The organism is Sphingobium sp. CFD-2, assembly GCF_024611135.1.
GTDB lineage: Bacteria > Pseudomonadota > Alphaproteobacteria > Sphingomonadales > Sphingomonadaceae > Sphingobium > Sphingobium fuliginis.
Window position 1 is genome coordinate 2,753,926 of record NZ_CP084405.1, and the last position, 16,471, is coordinate 2,770,396.

Sequence of the window (16,471 nt, forward strand, 5' to 3'; positions counted from 1 at the left end):
CGGCATGCTCGAGCTGATCGCCCTGTGCATATACTGCCCGACGCCGCGCCGCACACTCAAAGGCGCAGCGCGCCAGCAAGCCCTCGGTGGAACGATACGGGCGACGGCAGCTAAAGGGGCTTCTCCATGTCGACAAGACGTCGCCTAACCAAGTCACCCGGCCAAGCCTATGCGACAACGCTGCATGGGGCACCGGCGGCTGGCGAAACGCCGACGGCAACTCTCCTAACCCCGCGTGACATCCTGTCGCGGCTGAACATGCACAGCACCGATCCCGCAAAATGGATGCGCCGGACCTTCGTGAAACATGGCGTGCCCTACATCCATGCGTGCGGAAAGACGCGCGCGACAGAGTCACAATATCAGCTGCTGCTGGAGAAGATCACATGCTCTCCCTCCGTACCCGTGGGAAGAACCGGGTTTACCATATTCGAGGAACAATCGCGCTCGGCAACAAACGGATCATCGTCAAGGAGTTTAGTACAGGAACGAGTGACCGCGATGCTGCGGCGCACCTGATGGCTGAACATGAGACGAAGCTGCGGCACCGGCTGATGTTCGGTCCGGCCGCGATTGTGGCGCAAGGCAAAATAGCCGACGCTTTTGAAAGCTACCTGACCAAGGCGAAGCCCCCCTGCCCGTCCGACATCCTGCGCATCGGCAAGCTAAACGGGCTGATCGGCGACTTCAGCCTGCGCGAGCCCAAACAAGCCTGGGAGCATTTTCGCCGCGCCTATCTGACCGGCCATGACCCGGCGGGCCAGGATCGCTATCGCGCCGTGTTCCAGGCCGCGATCAACGTCCATCACGACCTGCACGACCTTCCGCCCTTGCGCATCAAGGCGATCCCGTTCGACAATGAACGGGTGCGCTTTCTCAGCAAGGAAGACCGCGACCGGCTGATCGAGGCCTACTCACCGCACATACAGCCGATCATCACCCTGCTCGCCTTCCATGGCCCACGCATCCAGACGGCATTGCAGCTCCCATGGGGTGTCGAGGGCGTCGATATGGAGCAAGGATCGATCCGGCTTAACCACAGCAAGAATGCCGTCATCCGGTCCGTGCCGATGCATCCCCGCGTCATGGACGTCCTGCGTCCAATCTGGGAGAAGCGAGGGCAGCCGACAAAGGGGCATGTCTTCCTCAACCGGTTGGGCAAGCCCTATTCCGACACCCGCAAGGCGAAGATCCCCGGCGGCAACCCGATCAAGAACCAGCACGCCACCGCCTGCAAGCGCGCAGGGATCGAGGATTTCACCGTCCATGACTGGCGACACCACTGGGCATCGCACTGCGTCATGGCCGGGATCGACCTCATCACCATCATGAACATGGGCGGCTGGAAATCGCTCCGGATGGTACAGCGCTATTCCAGCGTCAGCGTAGATCATATGCGCGAGTCCATCAACAGGCTAAGCTAACTTGATTCAGTCTCTATCCGGTAGATGACCGCTGCTTTTTCAATGCCTATCGCGCCTGCCTGGAACAAATGATGGACAAATCGCCGTCAATGTCTCAAGGGAAGCCCGACGGCCTGCTCTAGAGGGTAATATGCGATCTGATATGACTCCCGCTGAAGTCATTAGTCACATGCTCGAGACAGGCAAGCGCAGGCTCAAAAGCCAAATGCCATGGCTCAGCCGATTGCCGGATGGCATCGGATCGATTCTCGATGTGGGAGCAGGGGCAGGAGCCCATAGCGCCTATTTCAAGGAGAGAGGCTACAGACCGGTGGCGCTCGACTATGAGCCGACCCAGTTCCAATTTCACGATGAGATCGAGTTTCTGGCGACCAATCTCATGGAGATTGAGGAAGGACGCCTTTTCGATGCTATTTTTATGTCGCATGTCCTAGAACATATGCCCGACACCATGACGGCCATGACAAAAATCCGGGCAATGCTGAATCCGAATGGCTATCTGTTCATTATCGTGCCGCCGTTCGACGGACGGACGGGCAACGATCACTGCCACATCGGTTGGACATGCGCACAGCTCGCGATGTGGTTCGTAGCCTCAGGGTTCGACTGCACGGGAGCGACCTTTATGGAAATGGGCCAGCACGTCTGCGGCTGGGGTCGCAAGCGCGACTTTTCGCCCACAGGCTTCGAGATTATGCGGTTGAAAGAACACCTTCCACAGCCTTGGGCCGAAGCCTGTTACATTGAGGATAATGATGATCGTTTGCCCGACGTGGTGTTCGCTGACCCCTTAAAGATCGTGAAGCGTACCTTATCCGCCACTCTCCCAATCGTGGGACTCGAGGTTGCGGAGGCGCTATATCTCGATTTCAAGCCAGGAACGTGGGCCGAGGTGACAGTCGATGTCGGAGTGCCGCTCGATCTTACTAGGGAACCGCTACAGTTCGCGTCGGTCATCAAGCATGATTGCAATCTGCTCCGTTTCATGATTTCGTCCGATACTGCTGGTTGGGATTGCTTTGTGGAAGCGCATGTCAGGACCACGGCGGGCATTTCGATAGCCACGATAAACGAAGCGGATTGTATCGTCCGCACAGGACGCGCTGTCGATTTTACTGCAATCCGCAGAATTTCCGTAGGAGGATTCGGAGACGGGCCAGTCAGGATGTGGATCGGGCATGAGGGAAAAGCTTTGAGCGCCGCAAAATGACAGGTGAGGGGATGACCGCACGACAGTATCGAAGTCGAAGCGAATAAGGCCGCAACTGCGAGCATCGCGCCCGACAGTAGCCTGAGCAGTAAAGTGCAGCGACTCGGGAGCCGCGCTCGCAGGATGGGTCCAACGCCAATCTCATGGCATTACAGTAGGCTCAAAATCTCGCCCACCGGGCCTCGCGCTTATCGGATTATCCTATCAAAATCGGAATAGCCCTTTGCAATAGCTCTTGCTGCGGCTAGCAGTTTGGAAGTTTCACTATGGCACGGACCGTGACAAATCTTATCAAACTGATCAAACCTCGCCGCTTTTCCGATGACAGAGGTTGGTTTTCCGAAACCTATGTCGACAAACGCTGGGCGGAGGCGGGGGTGAATGTTCGGCTGGTTCAGGACAATCATAGCTATTCAGCGCCCGTCGGAACCATAAGGGGCATTCATTTTCAGAGGCCGCCACACGCTCAGGCCAAGCTGGTTCGCTGCATCCGCGGCCGGATACTCGACTATGCAGTCGATCTGCGCGCGGGCTCGCCTACCTATGGCCAGCATGTTTCTGCGGAACTTAGCGCGGAAAACGGCCACCAGCTTTTTATACCTGTCGGTTTTGGACACGCTTTCGTGACCCTAGAACCTGATACCGAAGTCATTTACAAGGTTTCGGAATATTACGCGCCAGATTGCGACGGCGGCGTGCGGTGGAATTGCCCTGACATCAATATTCTCTGGCCTTTGCCAGAATCCGGCCCGGTCCTATCGGCCAAGGACGAGACACTCCCGACGCTCGCCGAATTCGATAGCCCTTTCCATTTCACAGGCGAACCGCTCGCTCCTATCGAGCCGTGAACTGGAACAACGCTCAACACGAGGGATCATGATGCGCATATTGGTCACCGGGGGAGCCGGTTTCATTGGCTCGGCGCTCGTCCGCCACCTAATCGCGGATAGCGATCATGAAATATTGAATCTCGATAAGCTCACATATGCAGGCGTGCTATCATCACTTACTCCTATTGCCAAGAATCCCCGCTACCGATTCGTCCGAGGTGATATCTGCGATGCTGCACTTCTGAGCCGCCTGTTGGCAGAATTTCAACCTCAGATCATTGCGCACCTCGCTGCAGAAAGCCATGTTGATCGCTCCATCGACGGCCCGGATGAGTTTATCCAGACCAACATCGTCGGCACCTATACGATCCTCCAGCAGACGCTGAGCTATTTCCGCAGCCTAGACAATGCCGCGCAGGCCGCATTCCGCTTCCATCATATCTCGACCGATGAGGTGTTCGGGTCCTTGGGCGAGACGGGCTATTTTACCGAGACAACCGCCTATGACCCACGCTCGCCCTATTCCTCGTCAAAGGCAGCCTCGGATCATCTTGTCCGGGCATGGGGCCACACCTATGATCTACCGGTGCTGATAACCAATTGCTCGAACAATTACGGTCCCTATCATTTTCCTGAAAAGCTGATTCCGCTCATCATTATCCGTGCATTATCGGGCGCGCCGCTCCCAGTCTATGGCAATGGCAGCAATGTGCGTGACTGGCTGTTCGTGGAGGATCACGCTCGTGCCTTGCGGACAGTCTTTGAACGGGGCAAGCCAGGTGAAACCTACAATGTCGGCGGCAACTCCGAGCGGCGAAACATCGACGTTGTGAACAGTATTTGCGATATCATGGACCGTCTCCTCCCCCGCGATAATAGCCGTTCTTATAGCGAGCAAATTAATTTTGTCGCGGACCGGCCAGGCCATGATCATCGCTATGCAATAGACGCGAGCAAAATACGTGATCAGCTCGGCTGGCAACCGTCTGTCACCTTTGAGCAGGGCATAGAGACTACGGTTCGGTGGTATCTGGACAATAAGCCATGGTGGCAGGACATTCTGGACAAACGCTACACAACGGAGCGGCTTGGCCTCGAAAAGATTGGCTGACAGTGGGCCACCTTTTACTAAGACTAACCTTGATCAGAGAGTTTGGATTTTAAACATGAAGGGGATCATTTTAGCGGGTGGCACTGGAAGCCGACTGCACCCGATGACGCTGGTAACCTCCAAGCAACTCATGCCCGTCTATGACAAGCCGATGATCTACTATCCGCTGTCTACTTTGATGCTGGCCGGCATCAGGGAGATATTATTGATCTCTACCCCTCGCGACGTTCCGGCGTTTCGGGACTTGTTGGGCGATGGCAGTAAATGGGGGCTAAACATTCAATATGCCGAGCAGCCGAGCCCTGATGGGCTCGCACAAGCCTATATCATCGGCGCGGACTTCGTGCAGGGCGAGCGGTCGGCGCTGATTCTTGGTGACAACATCTTCTACGGCCACGGCATGAACGAAATGTTCGGCAACGCCCTGACCAAGACGAATGGCGCAACCGTGTTTGCCTATCATGTCACCGACCCCGAGCGTTATGGTGTAGTCGAGTTCGACGAACAAGCACGGGCTTTGTCAATTGACGAGAAACCGGCAAACCCCCGATCAAACTGGGCGGTGACGGGCCTGTATTTCTACGATGAGCAAGTCGTCAACATAGCAGCGGATCTTAAGCCGTCACCGCGAGGCGAACTGGAAATCACCGATATCAACCGCGCCTATCTCGAACGTGGCGCATTGTCGGTTGAGGTCATGGGGCGCGGCTATGCCTGGCTGGATACCGGAACGCCGGACAGCCTAATCGAAGCCGCGGAATTCGTGCGTGTCCTTGAAAAGCGCCAGGGCTTTAAGATCGCCAGCCCGGAAGAAATCGCGTGGCGGATGAGCTTCATCGACGATGCCCAGCTACGGCGTCTGGCCGCAGACTTGGGCAAATCGGCCTATGGCGCGTACCTGAGAGGACTTGTCTGAACCTTCACACAAGTCCTCTCAGTATCTTACAAAACGTTCGCATTTTGGAGCGTGATAGCCGGGAAGATCAATGAGGATAGGATATTGACGAATTTCTGAAGGTCGGCAATGGGTGCGTTGGACACATACAGCACGTCCTTGTCGCGAATAGGCAAGCTCTGCGCGATGAAGAAGGTCGCTGGATCCTTCATGTCGATGCGATAGATGACCGGCACCTTGCCATCCGGGGTTGTGCGCGCACCTGCAGCCACGGCAGGATCAAGCGCTGTCGGCGTTTCAAGCCGGAAAATGAAAACGCCGCGCACATCCGCTCGATCATCGCGTAATCCACCCACCCGGCCCAGAGCCTGCGCTAGAGTGATACCATTGCCCTCAAACGGAACTTCGCCGTTGCCGCCCGTCGCTCCAAGCGCGGTGAAACTGAAAGGCTGATAGAGTGCCGTCACGACGTCACCAGGTTGCAGATACACGTTCTGGGCGGGATCCGAGATAATCGAGGAAAGTGCCATTGATGTTGTGCGCGTGCCGCGGCTCACCTGTATGGTCATCTTTCCGACAGGTTGCTTAGCGCCACCCGCGCCCGCCAACGCGTCGAGGACGCGCTCGCCCTTCGCCGTGAGGGGCAATCGGATATTGGTAACCACGTCCCCCACGACCGTCACTTCCCGGGTCGCGTTACGAACAAGGCGGACAATGACCTGAGGATCATGGGCTTTGCCGGAAAGACGCCCGACGATATCTCGTGCAATGTCCTGCGGCGTCCGGCCGGCCGCGAGAACCGATCCTGCAAAGGGAACGGTCACCCGCCCGTCTGTACCAACCATCTGCTCGGGCATATTCGTGCTTTTCGCTACCTGACTATTGACGGGATTCACCTCTGTCGCGCCGCCGATGGTTCCACCGAACAGCGCCGCCGGGGGAGCCTCCCAAATCACGATGTCGAGGATATCCCCTCGCCCCACGACCGTGTTGTCCGGCGCGCCTTGGCCCAGTACTTCGGAAAAAAGCGCGGCCCGGCTGCCGGCGAGCATCTGGCGTGCAACGCCATCCGTGACGTCAATGACCTTTATGTCAGCGTTAGAGACAGTATGACCTTCAATCCGTGCCACGGCTCGCGATGACGGTCCGACCGCTGGCATCATCCCGCAGCCGCCGAGCGACACCAGCATGGCGACGAGACACGTACCGCGCAGCGACCGCATCCGGGCAGCGCTAAGGAAAAAAGAGATCAAGGTCATACTCCGGGACTGTATTTGTGCTGGCCTTAACCCACTCTTGTGCCACTTTCCATCCCGCTGAAAACCTTTCGCCGAATTCTGCCGCGATCTGCCTTATTCCATTGTCATGCCTCGCGCTATGTCGGTAAATGTCATCGACACAAAGCTGTTGAAACCCATCGGCTACGGAGTTACCACGCTTGGGTGCACAGTTTCATGTTACAAAAACTGCTATAGAAATTTCGTATATTATACAGAGACGGCTAGAAGTATCATAATAACTTTATTGAGTCATGATTGGAAAATCCTATTTTATTTCGATCTTAAATCCAATTATTGTCTTTATAACTTATGGCGACAAAGGCATCGATTTAAACCAATACGCTCGACTGCCTTGTCAGATTTTGAGATAACAAATTTCTAATGACTTATCAGAGCATCATCCACCGAATTAATAACCCGATCCTTAGCCGAACAGGCAAGTCGGGTCATTTCGCCCGCGAGCTTGCTACTAAATCTGCGATCGCGGGAACGCTAACGTTCGTCGTACAACCTACCGATGCTGCACATAACAATCTGGGTAGGTTCGGAAAGTGCAACGTCTTCTTCGGCTTGTCCGACTCCGGCAAGAATGCGGGAGAAGCTGCCTGTTCTTTGTGAACTTAGTCTTTGCACCAAGGCAATGATACAGATGAACCTGCTGCTGCGCTGGATCGATCGTTGGATCGCGAGACGCGGCCTACGCGCGACCTTAAGATTGGCTTGGTTGAAACAATGGCTGCCCAAGGATCATCGGCATTGGCTTGAAACGCCCCGACCTTTCGATGCGTGGCTGTCCGTCAACGGTACAAGTCCACTCGCCAGCGAAAATCTGGTCGCCGCGCTGACCGCACGAAACGGCCGCCTGCCACGCCTGTCGGTTGTAATGCCGGTGTATCGCCCGGCGATGGACATGCTAGCAGCCGCCATAGGTTCCGTCAGGAAACAGGTCTTTCAGGACTGGCAACTCTGCATCGTCGATGACGGGAGTAGAGATCCTGAGTTGACGGCCTATCTCACCAATCTCGCCGCGAGCGATCCGCGCATCCGCATTTCGATCGATGATACCAACCGGGGCATCGGCAGCGCCACAAACAGCGCAGCCGCCTTGGCTAACGGAGAGATACTGCTGTTCCTCGATCAGGACGACCTTCTGACCCCGGATTGCATCGCCCGTTTCGCAATTCATTTCAGCGATTTTCCCGAATGCGACTTGTCATATTCCGATAGCGACAAACTCGCGGCCGACGGTCGCCGCAAGTCACCGACATTCAAACCCGGCTGGTCGCCGATCTTACTGCTGTCCTACATGTACCTTAGTCATGCGATGGCGGTTAAGCGAGAGCTGTTTGTGACGTTGGGCGGTATCAGGCCCGAATTTGATGGTAGCCAGGATTTCGATTTCGCCTTGCGCGCGTCCGAGCTCGCACGGCGCATCGATCATATTCCGCAAATACTCTATCACTGGCGGGAGGGTCCGGGATCGACCGCCCTATCCGGAAACGCGAAGCCCCAAAGCATTGAGGCAGGACGCCGCGCAGTTACCGAGGCTGTCACTCGCCGGGGATTATGCGCGACCGTAGAACAGCCGGTTTGGGCGCGTAACACTCATCTCGGTCTGTTCGAACTTGCCTTCGTCCCGCCCACATGTTCGATTAGTGTGGTGATACCCGTCCAGTCACGCAAGACCGACCTCGACGCCCTGCTCTACCCGCTCAAGACCGGAGGAGTACAGGTGACCGAAATCATTCTATGCTTGCCGGATCCTTTCGATGTTGTGGCACTAGATACATTAGCCAGCTCTGCCACGATTCGCCTCTGCAAAGCGCCATGCCCAGCAGAAGATCTGGCTAGCCTGCTGAATTTTGGCGCCAAAGCCGCCCGCGGCGACTACATCCTGTTCCTCTGCCAGCCCTTCCTTCCAAAGCGAAAAAATTGGCTGGCAAATATGGCCGGATATTGCAACGCGGCCGGTGCTGGCGCAGTCGGCGCCCGTATTCTTTCGAACGATGAGCGCATCGATCAATCGGGCTTCGCCGCAGCCGCGGGCGCGCCCTCGGCCCTGCCGAGATTCCGAGGGCTGCACACGAGTAAGCCCGGCTATATGTATCTCGCCAAGGTAACGCACGAATGTGCGGCGGTCAGCGCGACCTGCATGCTCGTGCCGGGGGATATATTTTTAGCGACAGGCGGCTTTCCTCCCGGGCTTCACTCTGCGGATGCCTGCGGCCTGAGCTATTGCGCAGCTCTCACTCTTAAAGACAAGACAACGTTGTTGTGTGCGGCGGCCGAATTGATGCTTGATCCAAAACAAGCAGCCTCTGGCCTCCGCCACCTCCCCCTCTTGGGCACGGATGCGTTATACGACAGTTTCTACAATCCGAATTTAGGCAATAGCCAACCACTTTTTCGACCGGCAGCGCGCCGAATCGCCCTCGACATCCCCGCAGCGCCCATCCATGTCGTGTTTGTCTCGCACAGCCTGAACCGCGAAGGCGCCCAGATCACGCTGTTCGACCTCATAGCCGGTCTCCAGTCGCAGGGACGGTTCCGCTGCACGGTCATAGCACCGAATGACGGCCCGCTCGCTGCGGACTTTCGCGCACTCGGAATTGCGGTTCATATGTTTGACACACCGCCAAGACGCGCGTCGCCCAACCGTTATTGGGCAGATTGCATCAGGCTTCGCGAACTATTGGAGCGTTTGGAAGCGCAGGTCGTTCTGGCGAACACGTTGGATATGCACATGGCCGTTCATGCGGCCTCTCTTGCTGGCATCGGTGTACTATGGTGGCATCATGAGGCAGGAATTTGGCACCGCTATTTCCGCCGCGCACCCCTGCGCGTGCAGGCATTGGCCTATGCTGCCTTCGCCCAGGCCTATCGTGTGATCTTTGTTGCAGAGGCCACTCGGGCGGCATGGACGCCAGTGTCCACCCGGCAAAACTTTCACGTCATCCGCCACGCCATTCCCCCTGCCCGCCTGTCTGCCGAGACCGGCCGATGGCATCGCGGCGATGCACGTGAGGAGTTGGGAGTGGAAGAAGCTGAAATCCTCATTCTGGCCGTCGGCAGTCTTTGCGCGCGCAAGGGGCAAGAAGATCTCATCCGCACCGTCACGTTGCTCCAGGAAGAATGCCTCGCCCGCATTCGCATTTTCATCGTAGGAGCGCCCGTCGAACTGCCGTATCTCGATTGCCTCAACCACGAACTCGCGAAACTCGCGCACCCTGTGCGTGCTCGTGTCACAATCACGGGCGCAGTGGAAGACGTGACGCTCTTTTACGCGGCTGCTGACATTTTTGTCTGCTGCTCACGGCGGGAAAGCGCGCCGCGGGTGCTGATGGAGGCCATGGCTTTTCGGCTGCCAATCATAAGTACGGCCGTCGATGGCATTCCGGAAATCGTCCGGCAGGATTGGAACTGCCTGTTCTACGATCCCGGCCAGACAGATCAATTGGCGATACGACTCGAACGACTTGTCCAAGCACCGGCGGAGCGTGCCCTCCTAGGCCAGCGGGGTTATGCGATGTTATCCGAAATCGGCGATTACCAACACATGGTTTCGGCCTTTGCCTCGGCGCTGATCGAAGCATCTCTCTTGGATAAACAGGACTGAACGGTCTTGCGAAGCGAAGCGGTTTTCGTCATTGCTCATTGGCGCCGTGAGCACACGTAACCCTGCAGTTGGGGAGTAGTATTTTGGGAACTAAGCCCATCGGGGACAGTGCCGATTGGCCTATAACGGGGGGTGATGAGTCGTCGGCTGACCATTCTCCCGCGACCATCGTCCAAGAGCTGCGAGACATTCGGTGCGAACTCGCGGATTTGAAACTCACTCTTACGCGCGTGGAGTTGGATCAGCATCAGCCGTTTTCTGTCGACGAACGTCTGAGAGCTATCGAGCTTGCGGTAGCAAGAGCCAGTGACGCATCAGCCCAGGTCGAGGAGGCCCGCTCGCGCCAGAAGGAGGCAGAAGACCTGCTGGGACAGGTCAGACAACTTCTGGCGACAACCGCTCAGAAGCTGGCGCAGGCTGAAACGCGACTTCACCAGCAGGACAATGAAGCGGAGTGGTTGCGTGCAACTAGCGGACACACAGACATATTGACCAACGAAATTAATGCCCTGCGTTATCGATGCGAGCAGGCAGAATTCACCTTATCCCGCCTTCGAAATTCGGTGAGTTGGTACGTGACTAAACCTCTTCGCTGGGTCGGAAACCGATGTAGCAAATTAAAACAGGGCCGCCGCTGATGTCCATCGCCTTGGATCGCAGCATCGACATACTCTTCCTGATCGGCTGCTGGGAAGGAGAGTCAAAACGCTATCGGGTGTACAATATCGCCGAGGGATTAAATTCCCTGGGTTATAACACGGAAGTCATGGACTTCAGTCGTAGCGGAGACATTGTCGACCGGAATATCTGTCCGAAGGTCATCGTCATTTTCCGATCTCCTTTCGATCCGTCCAAACGGGTCGTTGAGCTGCTCGAATATTGTCGGATCCATCGAATAGACACAGTTTTCGACATCGATGATTATGTCTTCGAGCCCAGCATCATCGATAGCATTGCCGGCGTTGCCGTATTGGACGCGGACCAGCGGCGGGACTATGAATGGGGCGTGCGCGCCTACCGCTCACTCCTGTTTTCCTGCGGAAAAGCGACGACCACGACCCCTTTCCTAGCCGAACGCATGCGCGAACTTGGTCGAGATGCGCATGTAGTACCCAACAGCTTTAATGCCGCGCAATTGTCCTTGTCGGAGGCCATATTGGCTTCACCATCGTCCTGCGATGGCAAGATTCGGATATGCTATTTTTCAGGTTCCAACACCCATGGGCGTGATTTTCAGCAGTGCGCATCGGCATTGCAGGCCCTGATGTACCGTCATCCGAACATCATCTTTCGCCTAGTCGGCATGCTCGACCTCGATGAAAGCTGGGTGCCCTTTGCGGAAAGAATTGAGCGAAGAGGTTTCATGCCTGCGCTCGACATGCTCCAAAACATGGCGGAGTGCACCATCAACATTGCTCCGCTCGAAGAAGGCGATGTCTTTTGTGAAGGCAAAAGCGAACTGAAATTCTTTGAAGCCGCGCTTGTTGAATTGCCGACAGTTGCCAGCCGCACCGGGCCTTTCAAAGCGGCAATAGAGGATGGCGTGACCGGTTATCTCGCGTCAAGCATGTCGGAGTGGGAAGACAAACTTGACACCCTTGTCTGTTTCGCGGAACTCCGGGCCAGGATGGGTAAAGCTGCCCGCAAGCACACGCTCCAAACGTTCTCAGCGGAAACAGCGGCGCGCAAGGCGATCAGCGCTTACGGTCTTTCGGCGCCCATACCGCGCGGAGCACATCACTCAACGGACCGGCTCAAAATTGGATGGATCGTGCCCGGCCTGATTGTTGGCGGCGGGGGACATCGCAATATCCTGCGCGCAGCCTATCATCTGGAACAGTTCGGTCACGACGTCAGGCTGTATTTCTCAGACACCTCTCTTAGCGATACGGAACTGCGCCACGCCGTACGGGAGCATTTTTACCCGTTCGAGGGGCGGGTCAGGCGGTTCACTGGCCAAGCCAACGGCGAAGATGTTTTGATGGCGACCCACTGGTCGACAGTCGGTCTGGCAGAATCCGTTCGCGCGTCCGTTGGGCAAATCTTCTATTTCGTGCAGGATTTCGAACCGGCCTTCTACCCCATGGGGTCAGAATATATCCTCGCCGAGAACACCTATCGCAGAAACCTTTACGCCATCACCTCTGGTCCTTGGTGTGCGCAGATACTGCGGCGGGACTATGGGATGGAGGCAGACTCCTTCCAATTTCCGGTGGATAAGGGAGTTTACAATCTGGCTGCGGGCAAGGGTCAGCCGCGGTCAAAAAGACTTATCTTCTTCGCGAAGCCCGAAATGCACCGTCGATGCTTCGAGATTGGCGGAATGGCGCTACGCCATTTCCATCACCTCCGACCGGACTATGAAATACTGTTCTTTGGCTCGAATGGCGCAAAAGACCATCAGCAGGACTACCCAGTAACTTATCTGGATGTCGTCCCCACACTGAAGGATCTCGCCCAACTTTATGTTACATCGACGGCTGGCCTCGCCTTTTCAACCACGAACCCGAGCCTAGTTCCTTATGAGATGATGGCCTGCGGACTGCCTGTCATCGATCTCGACCGGCCCGGCAATGAGGTCAATTACGACAACCGGCGCGATATAGCGCTATTGGCCGATGCAGACCCTCTACGCATGGCTCGAGCAATCGCGGACCTGCTAGATGATCCCGCAGAACTTGCTGCGCGAAGCGCGGCCGGACTAAAATTCGTGTCGACCTTCCCCAGCGAGCGGGAGATGGCCGAGCGTGTCGAGCAGCTTTTGATCGGCAGACTCAAAAAGCTGTCAGTACGGCAGCCGTCGTCCTATTCTATTTCGAATTCCAACTAAAAAGGGCCAAAATGTCAGTTCATCTCATCACGGGGGGCGCAGGCTTCGTCGGCATCAATCTAGCGAAGTCCCTCTTGGATCAAGGCTTCCGCGTGATCGCGCTGGACGATCTGTCGCGTGGCAGACGCGAGGCAATGACGGATCTCATGACGAACCCGGCCTTCTCCTTCATAGAGGCGGATTGCAGCGACCCCGACATCCTTGATGCGGCGCTTGGCGCCTTTGAGATTGACGAAATATGGCATATGGCTGCCAACTCCGACATTCCGGCTGGCGTCGCGGATTACCGCGTGGATCTGCGCCAGACCTTCATGACGACGGTCGCCATCCTCGACGTTATGAAGCGCCGGAACATCGGCGTGCTCCATTTCGCCTCCAGCTCAGCAATCTACGGCGATCTGGGAGATCAGAAGATCCACGAAGATATCGGACCGCTCCAGCCCATCTCCAACTATGGCGCGATGAAGCTTGCATCCGAGGCACAGATACGAGCTGCGCATGAAGCCTTCGTTGCGAAAGTCAGCATCTTCCGCTTTCCCAATGTCATTGGCGTCCCCGCAACCCATGGTGTGATCCTAGATTTTATTCAGAAGCTGAAGCGGGACTCCGGTCGGCTTGAAGTTTTGGGCGATGGAACGCAGCAAAAAGCCTATCTACACGTTCAGGACCTGGTGGAGGCCATGCTGCACATCCGAAACCTGAATATCCCTTATGCGGTATTCAATATCGGCCCCACTGACGATGGAATTACCGTGCGCTCCATCGCCGAACGGGTTCGCGATCAGACGGGAGGCAGCGCGGAGTTGCACTTCGGCCAAGGCAATCGCGGCTGGGTCGGGGACGTTCCTCGTTTCCGTTATTCCGTCGAACGACTGACGAAGAGCGGATGGGCTCCCACGATGAGTTCCGAGGAAGCCATGCATCGCTCGGTTGACGAAATAATTGCGCAGGAAGCCAACGCATGACCCAGGCCATCATCCTGGCCGGAGGTAAGGGGACGCGCCTGGCGAGTCGGCTCAATGGCAAACCGAAGCCGTTGATCGAGGTCGATGGCGTGCCCCTCCTCAAGCGGCAGATTGACAATCTGATCGTAAACAGCATCGACGATATCGTCATTCTGGTCAATCACGCGGCAGATCAAATTCAGGCGTTTGTCGACGAAAACGAGTTTTCTGCCCGGATAACGTTGATCGACGACGGCGAACCACGTGGCACGGCAGGCGCCACGCTCGCCTGTCTCGATAAGCTTCAGGACCGCTTTATCGTTGTCTACGGCGACACCTTGTTTGACGTCGATATTCGGCACATGATCGATGTCCACGACCGGTCTTCCGCAGCTGCCACTTTATTGCTTCATCCGAACGATCATCCGGCCGATTCCGATCTCGTTGAACTAGATGCCAACAAGGTCATCACAGCGTTTCATTCCTATCCTCATCCCGACGGAGTCTACCTCCATAATCTGGTGAACGCAGCTCTCTACGTCGTTGATAAGGCCCCACTGACATCCTGGATTGATCGCTTGCCAGTCGGCGATTTTGCAAAAGACCTGTTTCCCGCAATGATCGAGGCTGGTTATAAGCTCGCCGGATATATTTCATTTGAATATATCAAGGACATCGGCACGCCAGCCCGACTGGACAAGGCGGAACGGCACCTGCAAACGGGTGTGGTCGCACGTGCGCGCCGCGCAACCCGGCAAAAGGCGGTCTTCGTGGATCGCGACGGTACGTTGAATGCTTTGCGCGACTACGTCCGCAAACCCGATGATCTCGAACTTTTCCCTGGTGTGGGCCAGGCACTGAAGCGTCTCAACGATGCCGAATATCGTGTCGTTCTTATCACGAACCAGCCGGTCCTGGCGAGAGGCGAGTGCGACTGGCCCACCCTAGACCGTATTCATGCAAAGCTGGAAAGCGAATTGGGGCAGGCAGGCGCCTATCTGGACGCCACCTATGTCTGCCCCCATCATCCCCACAGCGGCTATGCAGGCGAGGTGCCGGAACTAAAGATCGACTGCAATTGTCGCAAGCCAGGGACGGGGATGATCGAACAGGCTGCAGCCGCTATGAACCTCGACCTGTCCGCATCTTGGATGATCGGAGACAGCACGGCAGACATTGCTATGGCCAATCGCGCAAATCTGCACTGCATATTGGTGGAGACCGGCGAAGGCGGCCAAGATGGCAAATGGCCCGCCGAACCTACCGCGCGTGCGCAGGATATCGCGCAGGCTGTCAACATTATCCTCTCGTACTAAAGCCGCGCTTTAAACAAACGGAACAGCCACTGTGATCATCAGCCGAACCCCTCTCCGCATGAGCTTCGTTGGAGGAGGCAGCGACCTACCCTCCTATTATCGCAAGCATGGCGGCGCTGTGCTCAGCACCGCGATCGACAAATATGTGTACATCAGCATCAACCGCAAATTCGACGGTGGTATCCGGCTCGCATATTCCAAGACCGAGGAAGTCACTCGGCTGGAAGATATTGAGCACGAATTGCTGCGCGCCGCATTTGAAATGACCGGGATGCGCGGCGGCGTCGAGATCACGACCACCGCCGACATCCCCTCGCGTGGTACGGGCCTGGGTTCCTCGTCCACCTTCTCCGTCGGTCTGCTCAATGCCATAGCGGCTTATAATGGAGTCCACGCCTCGGCGGCGGACCTCGCGGCTCGCGCATGCGAGGTGGAGATCGAGCGCTGCCATCAGCCCATCGGCAAGCAGGACCAATATGCTGCTGCTTTTGGCGGCTTCAATGTCATAGAGTTCAACCCCGACGACAGCGTCAACGTCAGTCCGATCATCATGCGCCGGGACATTCGCGACCTTCTCGAGCAGCGGATCATCGTCTTCTATACAGGCATCACGCGCAGCGCCTCTGCAATCCTGAGCGCACAATCGGCGCAGTCCGGCAGCGACTTGGACAAGCAGGCTGCGCTCAAGCGCATGGTCGAACTTGTCTATGTGATGCGCGACGAACTGTCACAGGGTCATGTTGATAGCTTTGGCCACATTCTGCACGAAAACTGGTCGCTAAAAAAAACACTGACCTCCGGCATTTCGACGCCCGCGATCGACGAGTGGTATGCGCAAGGCATGGGTGCCGGTGCGTTAGGCGGAAAGCTGCTGGGTGCCGGCCAAGGCGGGTTCATGATATTCTATGCTCCGCGCGAACGTCATGAAGATATTGCCAACGCGGTCGGCCTTCGTCAGGTTCGGTTCGGATTCGAGCCGCTTGGCAGCCGTATTCTATTCTATAACCCCTTATAA

12 protein-coding genes are annotated in these 16,471 nt (G+C 56.5%); 11 read left to right on the top strand and 1 reads right to left on the bottom strand.

Features of this window, described 5'->3' with window-relative positions; genetic code table 11:
• Positions 1-281 precede the first annotated feature (281 nt).
• The 5 genes from LDB29_RS13605 to rfbA all read left to right on the top strand — a co-directional run bounded on the left by LDB29_RS13605 (position 282) and on the right by rfbA (position 5,491).
• Positions 282-1,424: a site-specific integrase gene (locus tag LDB29_RS13605; protein WP_257554402.1), complete on the top strand. Its 1,143-nt coding sequence runs from the start codon at positions 282-284 to the stop codon at positions 1,422-1,424.
• 130 nt (positions 1,425-1,554) lie between these two features.
• Positions 1,555-2,634: a bifunctional 2-polyprenyl-6-hydroxyphenol methylase/3-demethylubiquinol 3-O-methyltransferase UbiG gene (locus LDB29_RS13610; protein WP_257554403.1), complete on the top strand. Its 1,080-nt coding sequence runs from the start codon at positions 1,555-1,557 to the stop codon at positions 2,632-2,634.
• A gap of 266 nt (positions 2,635-2,900) precedes the next feature.
• A complete protein-coding gene (rfbC, locus tag LDB29_RS13615) occupies positions 2,901-3,482 on the top strand; it encodes a dTDP-4-dehydrorhamnose 3,5-epimerase (RefSeq protein ID WP_257554404.1) in 582 nt (193 codons plus the stop codon).
• A gap of 31 nt (positions 3,483-3,513) precedes the next feature.
• Positions 3,514-4,575: a dTDP-glucose 4,6-dehydratase gene (gene rfbB / locus LDB29_RS13620; protein WP_373886345.1), complete on the top strand. Its 1,062-nt coding sequence runs from the start codon at positions 3,514-3,516 to the stop codon at positions 4,573-4,575.
• 55 nt (positions 4,576-4,630) lie between these two features.
• Positions 4,631-5,491 carry a glucose-1-phosphate thymidylyltransferase RfbA gene (gene rfbA, locus LDB29_RS13625; protein ID WP_257554406.1) on the top strand — a complete coding sequence of 287 codons (861 nt, stop codon included), beginning with the start codon at positions 4,631-4,633 and terminating at the stop codon, positions 5,489-5,491.
• 26 nt (positions 5,492-5,517) lie between these two features.
• Here rfbA and LDB29_RS13630 read toward each other — a convergent pair whose 3' ends face one another.
• Complete coding sequence (locus LDB29_RS13630) at positions 5,518-6,723, bottom strand: polysaccharide biosynthesis/export family protein (RefSeq protein WP_257554407.1); 1,206 nt, start codon at positions 6,721-6,723, stop codon at positions 5,518-5,520.
• 676 nt (positions 6,724-7,399) lie between these two features.
• On the opposite strand from LDB29_RS13630, the gene LDB29_RS13635 reads away from it, so the two are divergent.
• The 6 genes from LDB29_RS13635 (at position 7,400) to LDB29_RS13660 (ending at position 16,471) form a co-directional block, all read left to right on the top strand.
• Positions 7,400-10,366 carry a glycosyltransferase gene (locus LDB29_RS13635; protein WP_257554408.1) on the top strand — a complete coding sequence of 989 codons (2,967 nt, stop codon included), beginning with the start codon at positions 7,400-7,402 and terminating at the stop codon, positions 10,364-10,366.
• A gap of 236 nt (positions 10,367-10,602) precedes the next feature.
• Complete coding sequence (locus LDB29_RS13640) at positions 10,603-11,004, top strand: hypothetical protein (RefSeq protein ID WP_257554410.1); 402 nt, start codon at positions 10,603-10,605, stop codon at positions 11,002-11,004.
• Positions 11,004-13,196 (top strand): glycosyltransferase family 4 protein, encoded by a 2,193-nt coding sequence (locus LDB29_RS13645; protein ID WP_257554412.1) that lies wholly within the window; start codon positions 11,004-11,006, stop codon positions 13,194-13,196. Before LDB29_RS13640 ends, LDB29_RS13645 begins: the two co-directional genes overlap by 1 nt.
• A gap of 11 nt (positions 13,197-13,207) precedes the next feature.
• Positions 13,208-14,161, top strand: coding sequence for an NAD-dependent epimerase/dehydratase family protein (locus LDB29_RS13650; protein WP_257554415.1), 954 nt, complete (start codon positions 13,208-13,210; stop codon positions 14,159-14,161).
• On the top strand, positions 14,158-15,456 hold the full coding sequence (locus tag LDB29_RS13655) for an HAD-IIIA family hydrolase (RefSeq protein ID WP_257554417.1): 1,299 nt from the start codon (positions 14,158-14,160) through the stop codon (positions 15,454-15,456). Before LDB29_RS13650 ends, LDB29_RS13655 begins: the two co-directional genes overlap by 4 nt.
• A gap of 31 nt (positions 15,457-15,487) precedes the next feature.
• Entirely contained in the window at positions 15,488-16,471 is a 984-nt protein-coding gene (locus LDB29_RS13660; protein WP_257554419.1) for a hypothetical protein, read from the top strand.

Bases quoted from the DNA above. Each gene is read 5' to 3' on its own strand.
- LDB29_RS13605 (WP_257554402.1), top strand. From the start codon at position 282: ATGGATGCGCCGGACCTTCGTGAAACATGGCGTGCCCTACATCCATGC.
- LDB29_RS13610 (WP_257554403.1), top strand. From the start codon at position 1,555: ATGCGATCTGATATGACTCCCGCTGAAGTCATTAGTCACATGCTCGAG.
- rfbC (WP_257554404.1), top strand. From the start codon at position 2,901: ATGGCACGGACCGTGACAAATCTTATCAAACTGATCAAACCTCGCCGC.
- rfbB (WP_373886345.1), top strand. From the start codon at position 3,514: ATGCGCATATTGGTCACCGGGGGAGCCGGTTTCATTGGCTCGGCGCTC.
- rfbA (WP_257554406.1), top strand. From the start codon at position 4,631: ATGAAGGGGATCATTTTAGCGGGTGGCACTGGAAGCCGACTGCACCCG.
- LDB29_RS13635 (WP_257554408.1), top strand. From the start codon at position 7,400: ATGAACCTGCTGCTGCGCTGGATCGATCGTTGGATCGCGAGACGCGGC.
- LDB29_RS13645 (WP_257554412.1), top strand. From the start codon at position 11,004: ATGTCCATCGCCTTGGATCGCAGCATCGACATACTCTTCCTGATCGGC.
- LDB29_RS13650 (WP_257554415.1), top strand. From the start codon at position 13,208: ATGTCAGTTCATCTCATCACGGGGGGCGCAGGCTTCGTCGGCATCAAT.
- LDB29_RS13655 (WP_257554417.1), top strand. From the start codon at position 14,158: ATGACCCAGGCCATCATCCTGGCCGGAGGTAAGGGGACGCGCCTGGCG.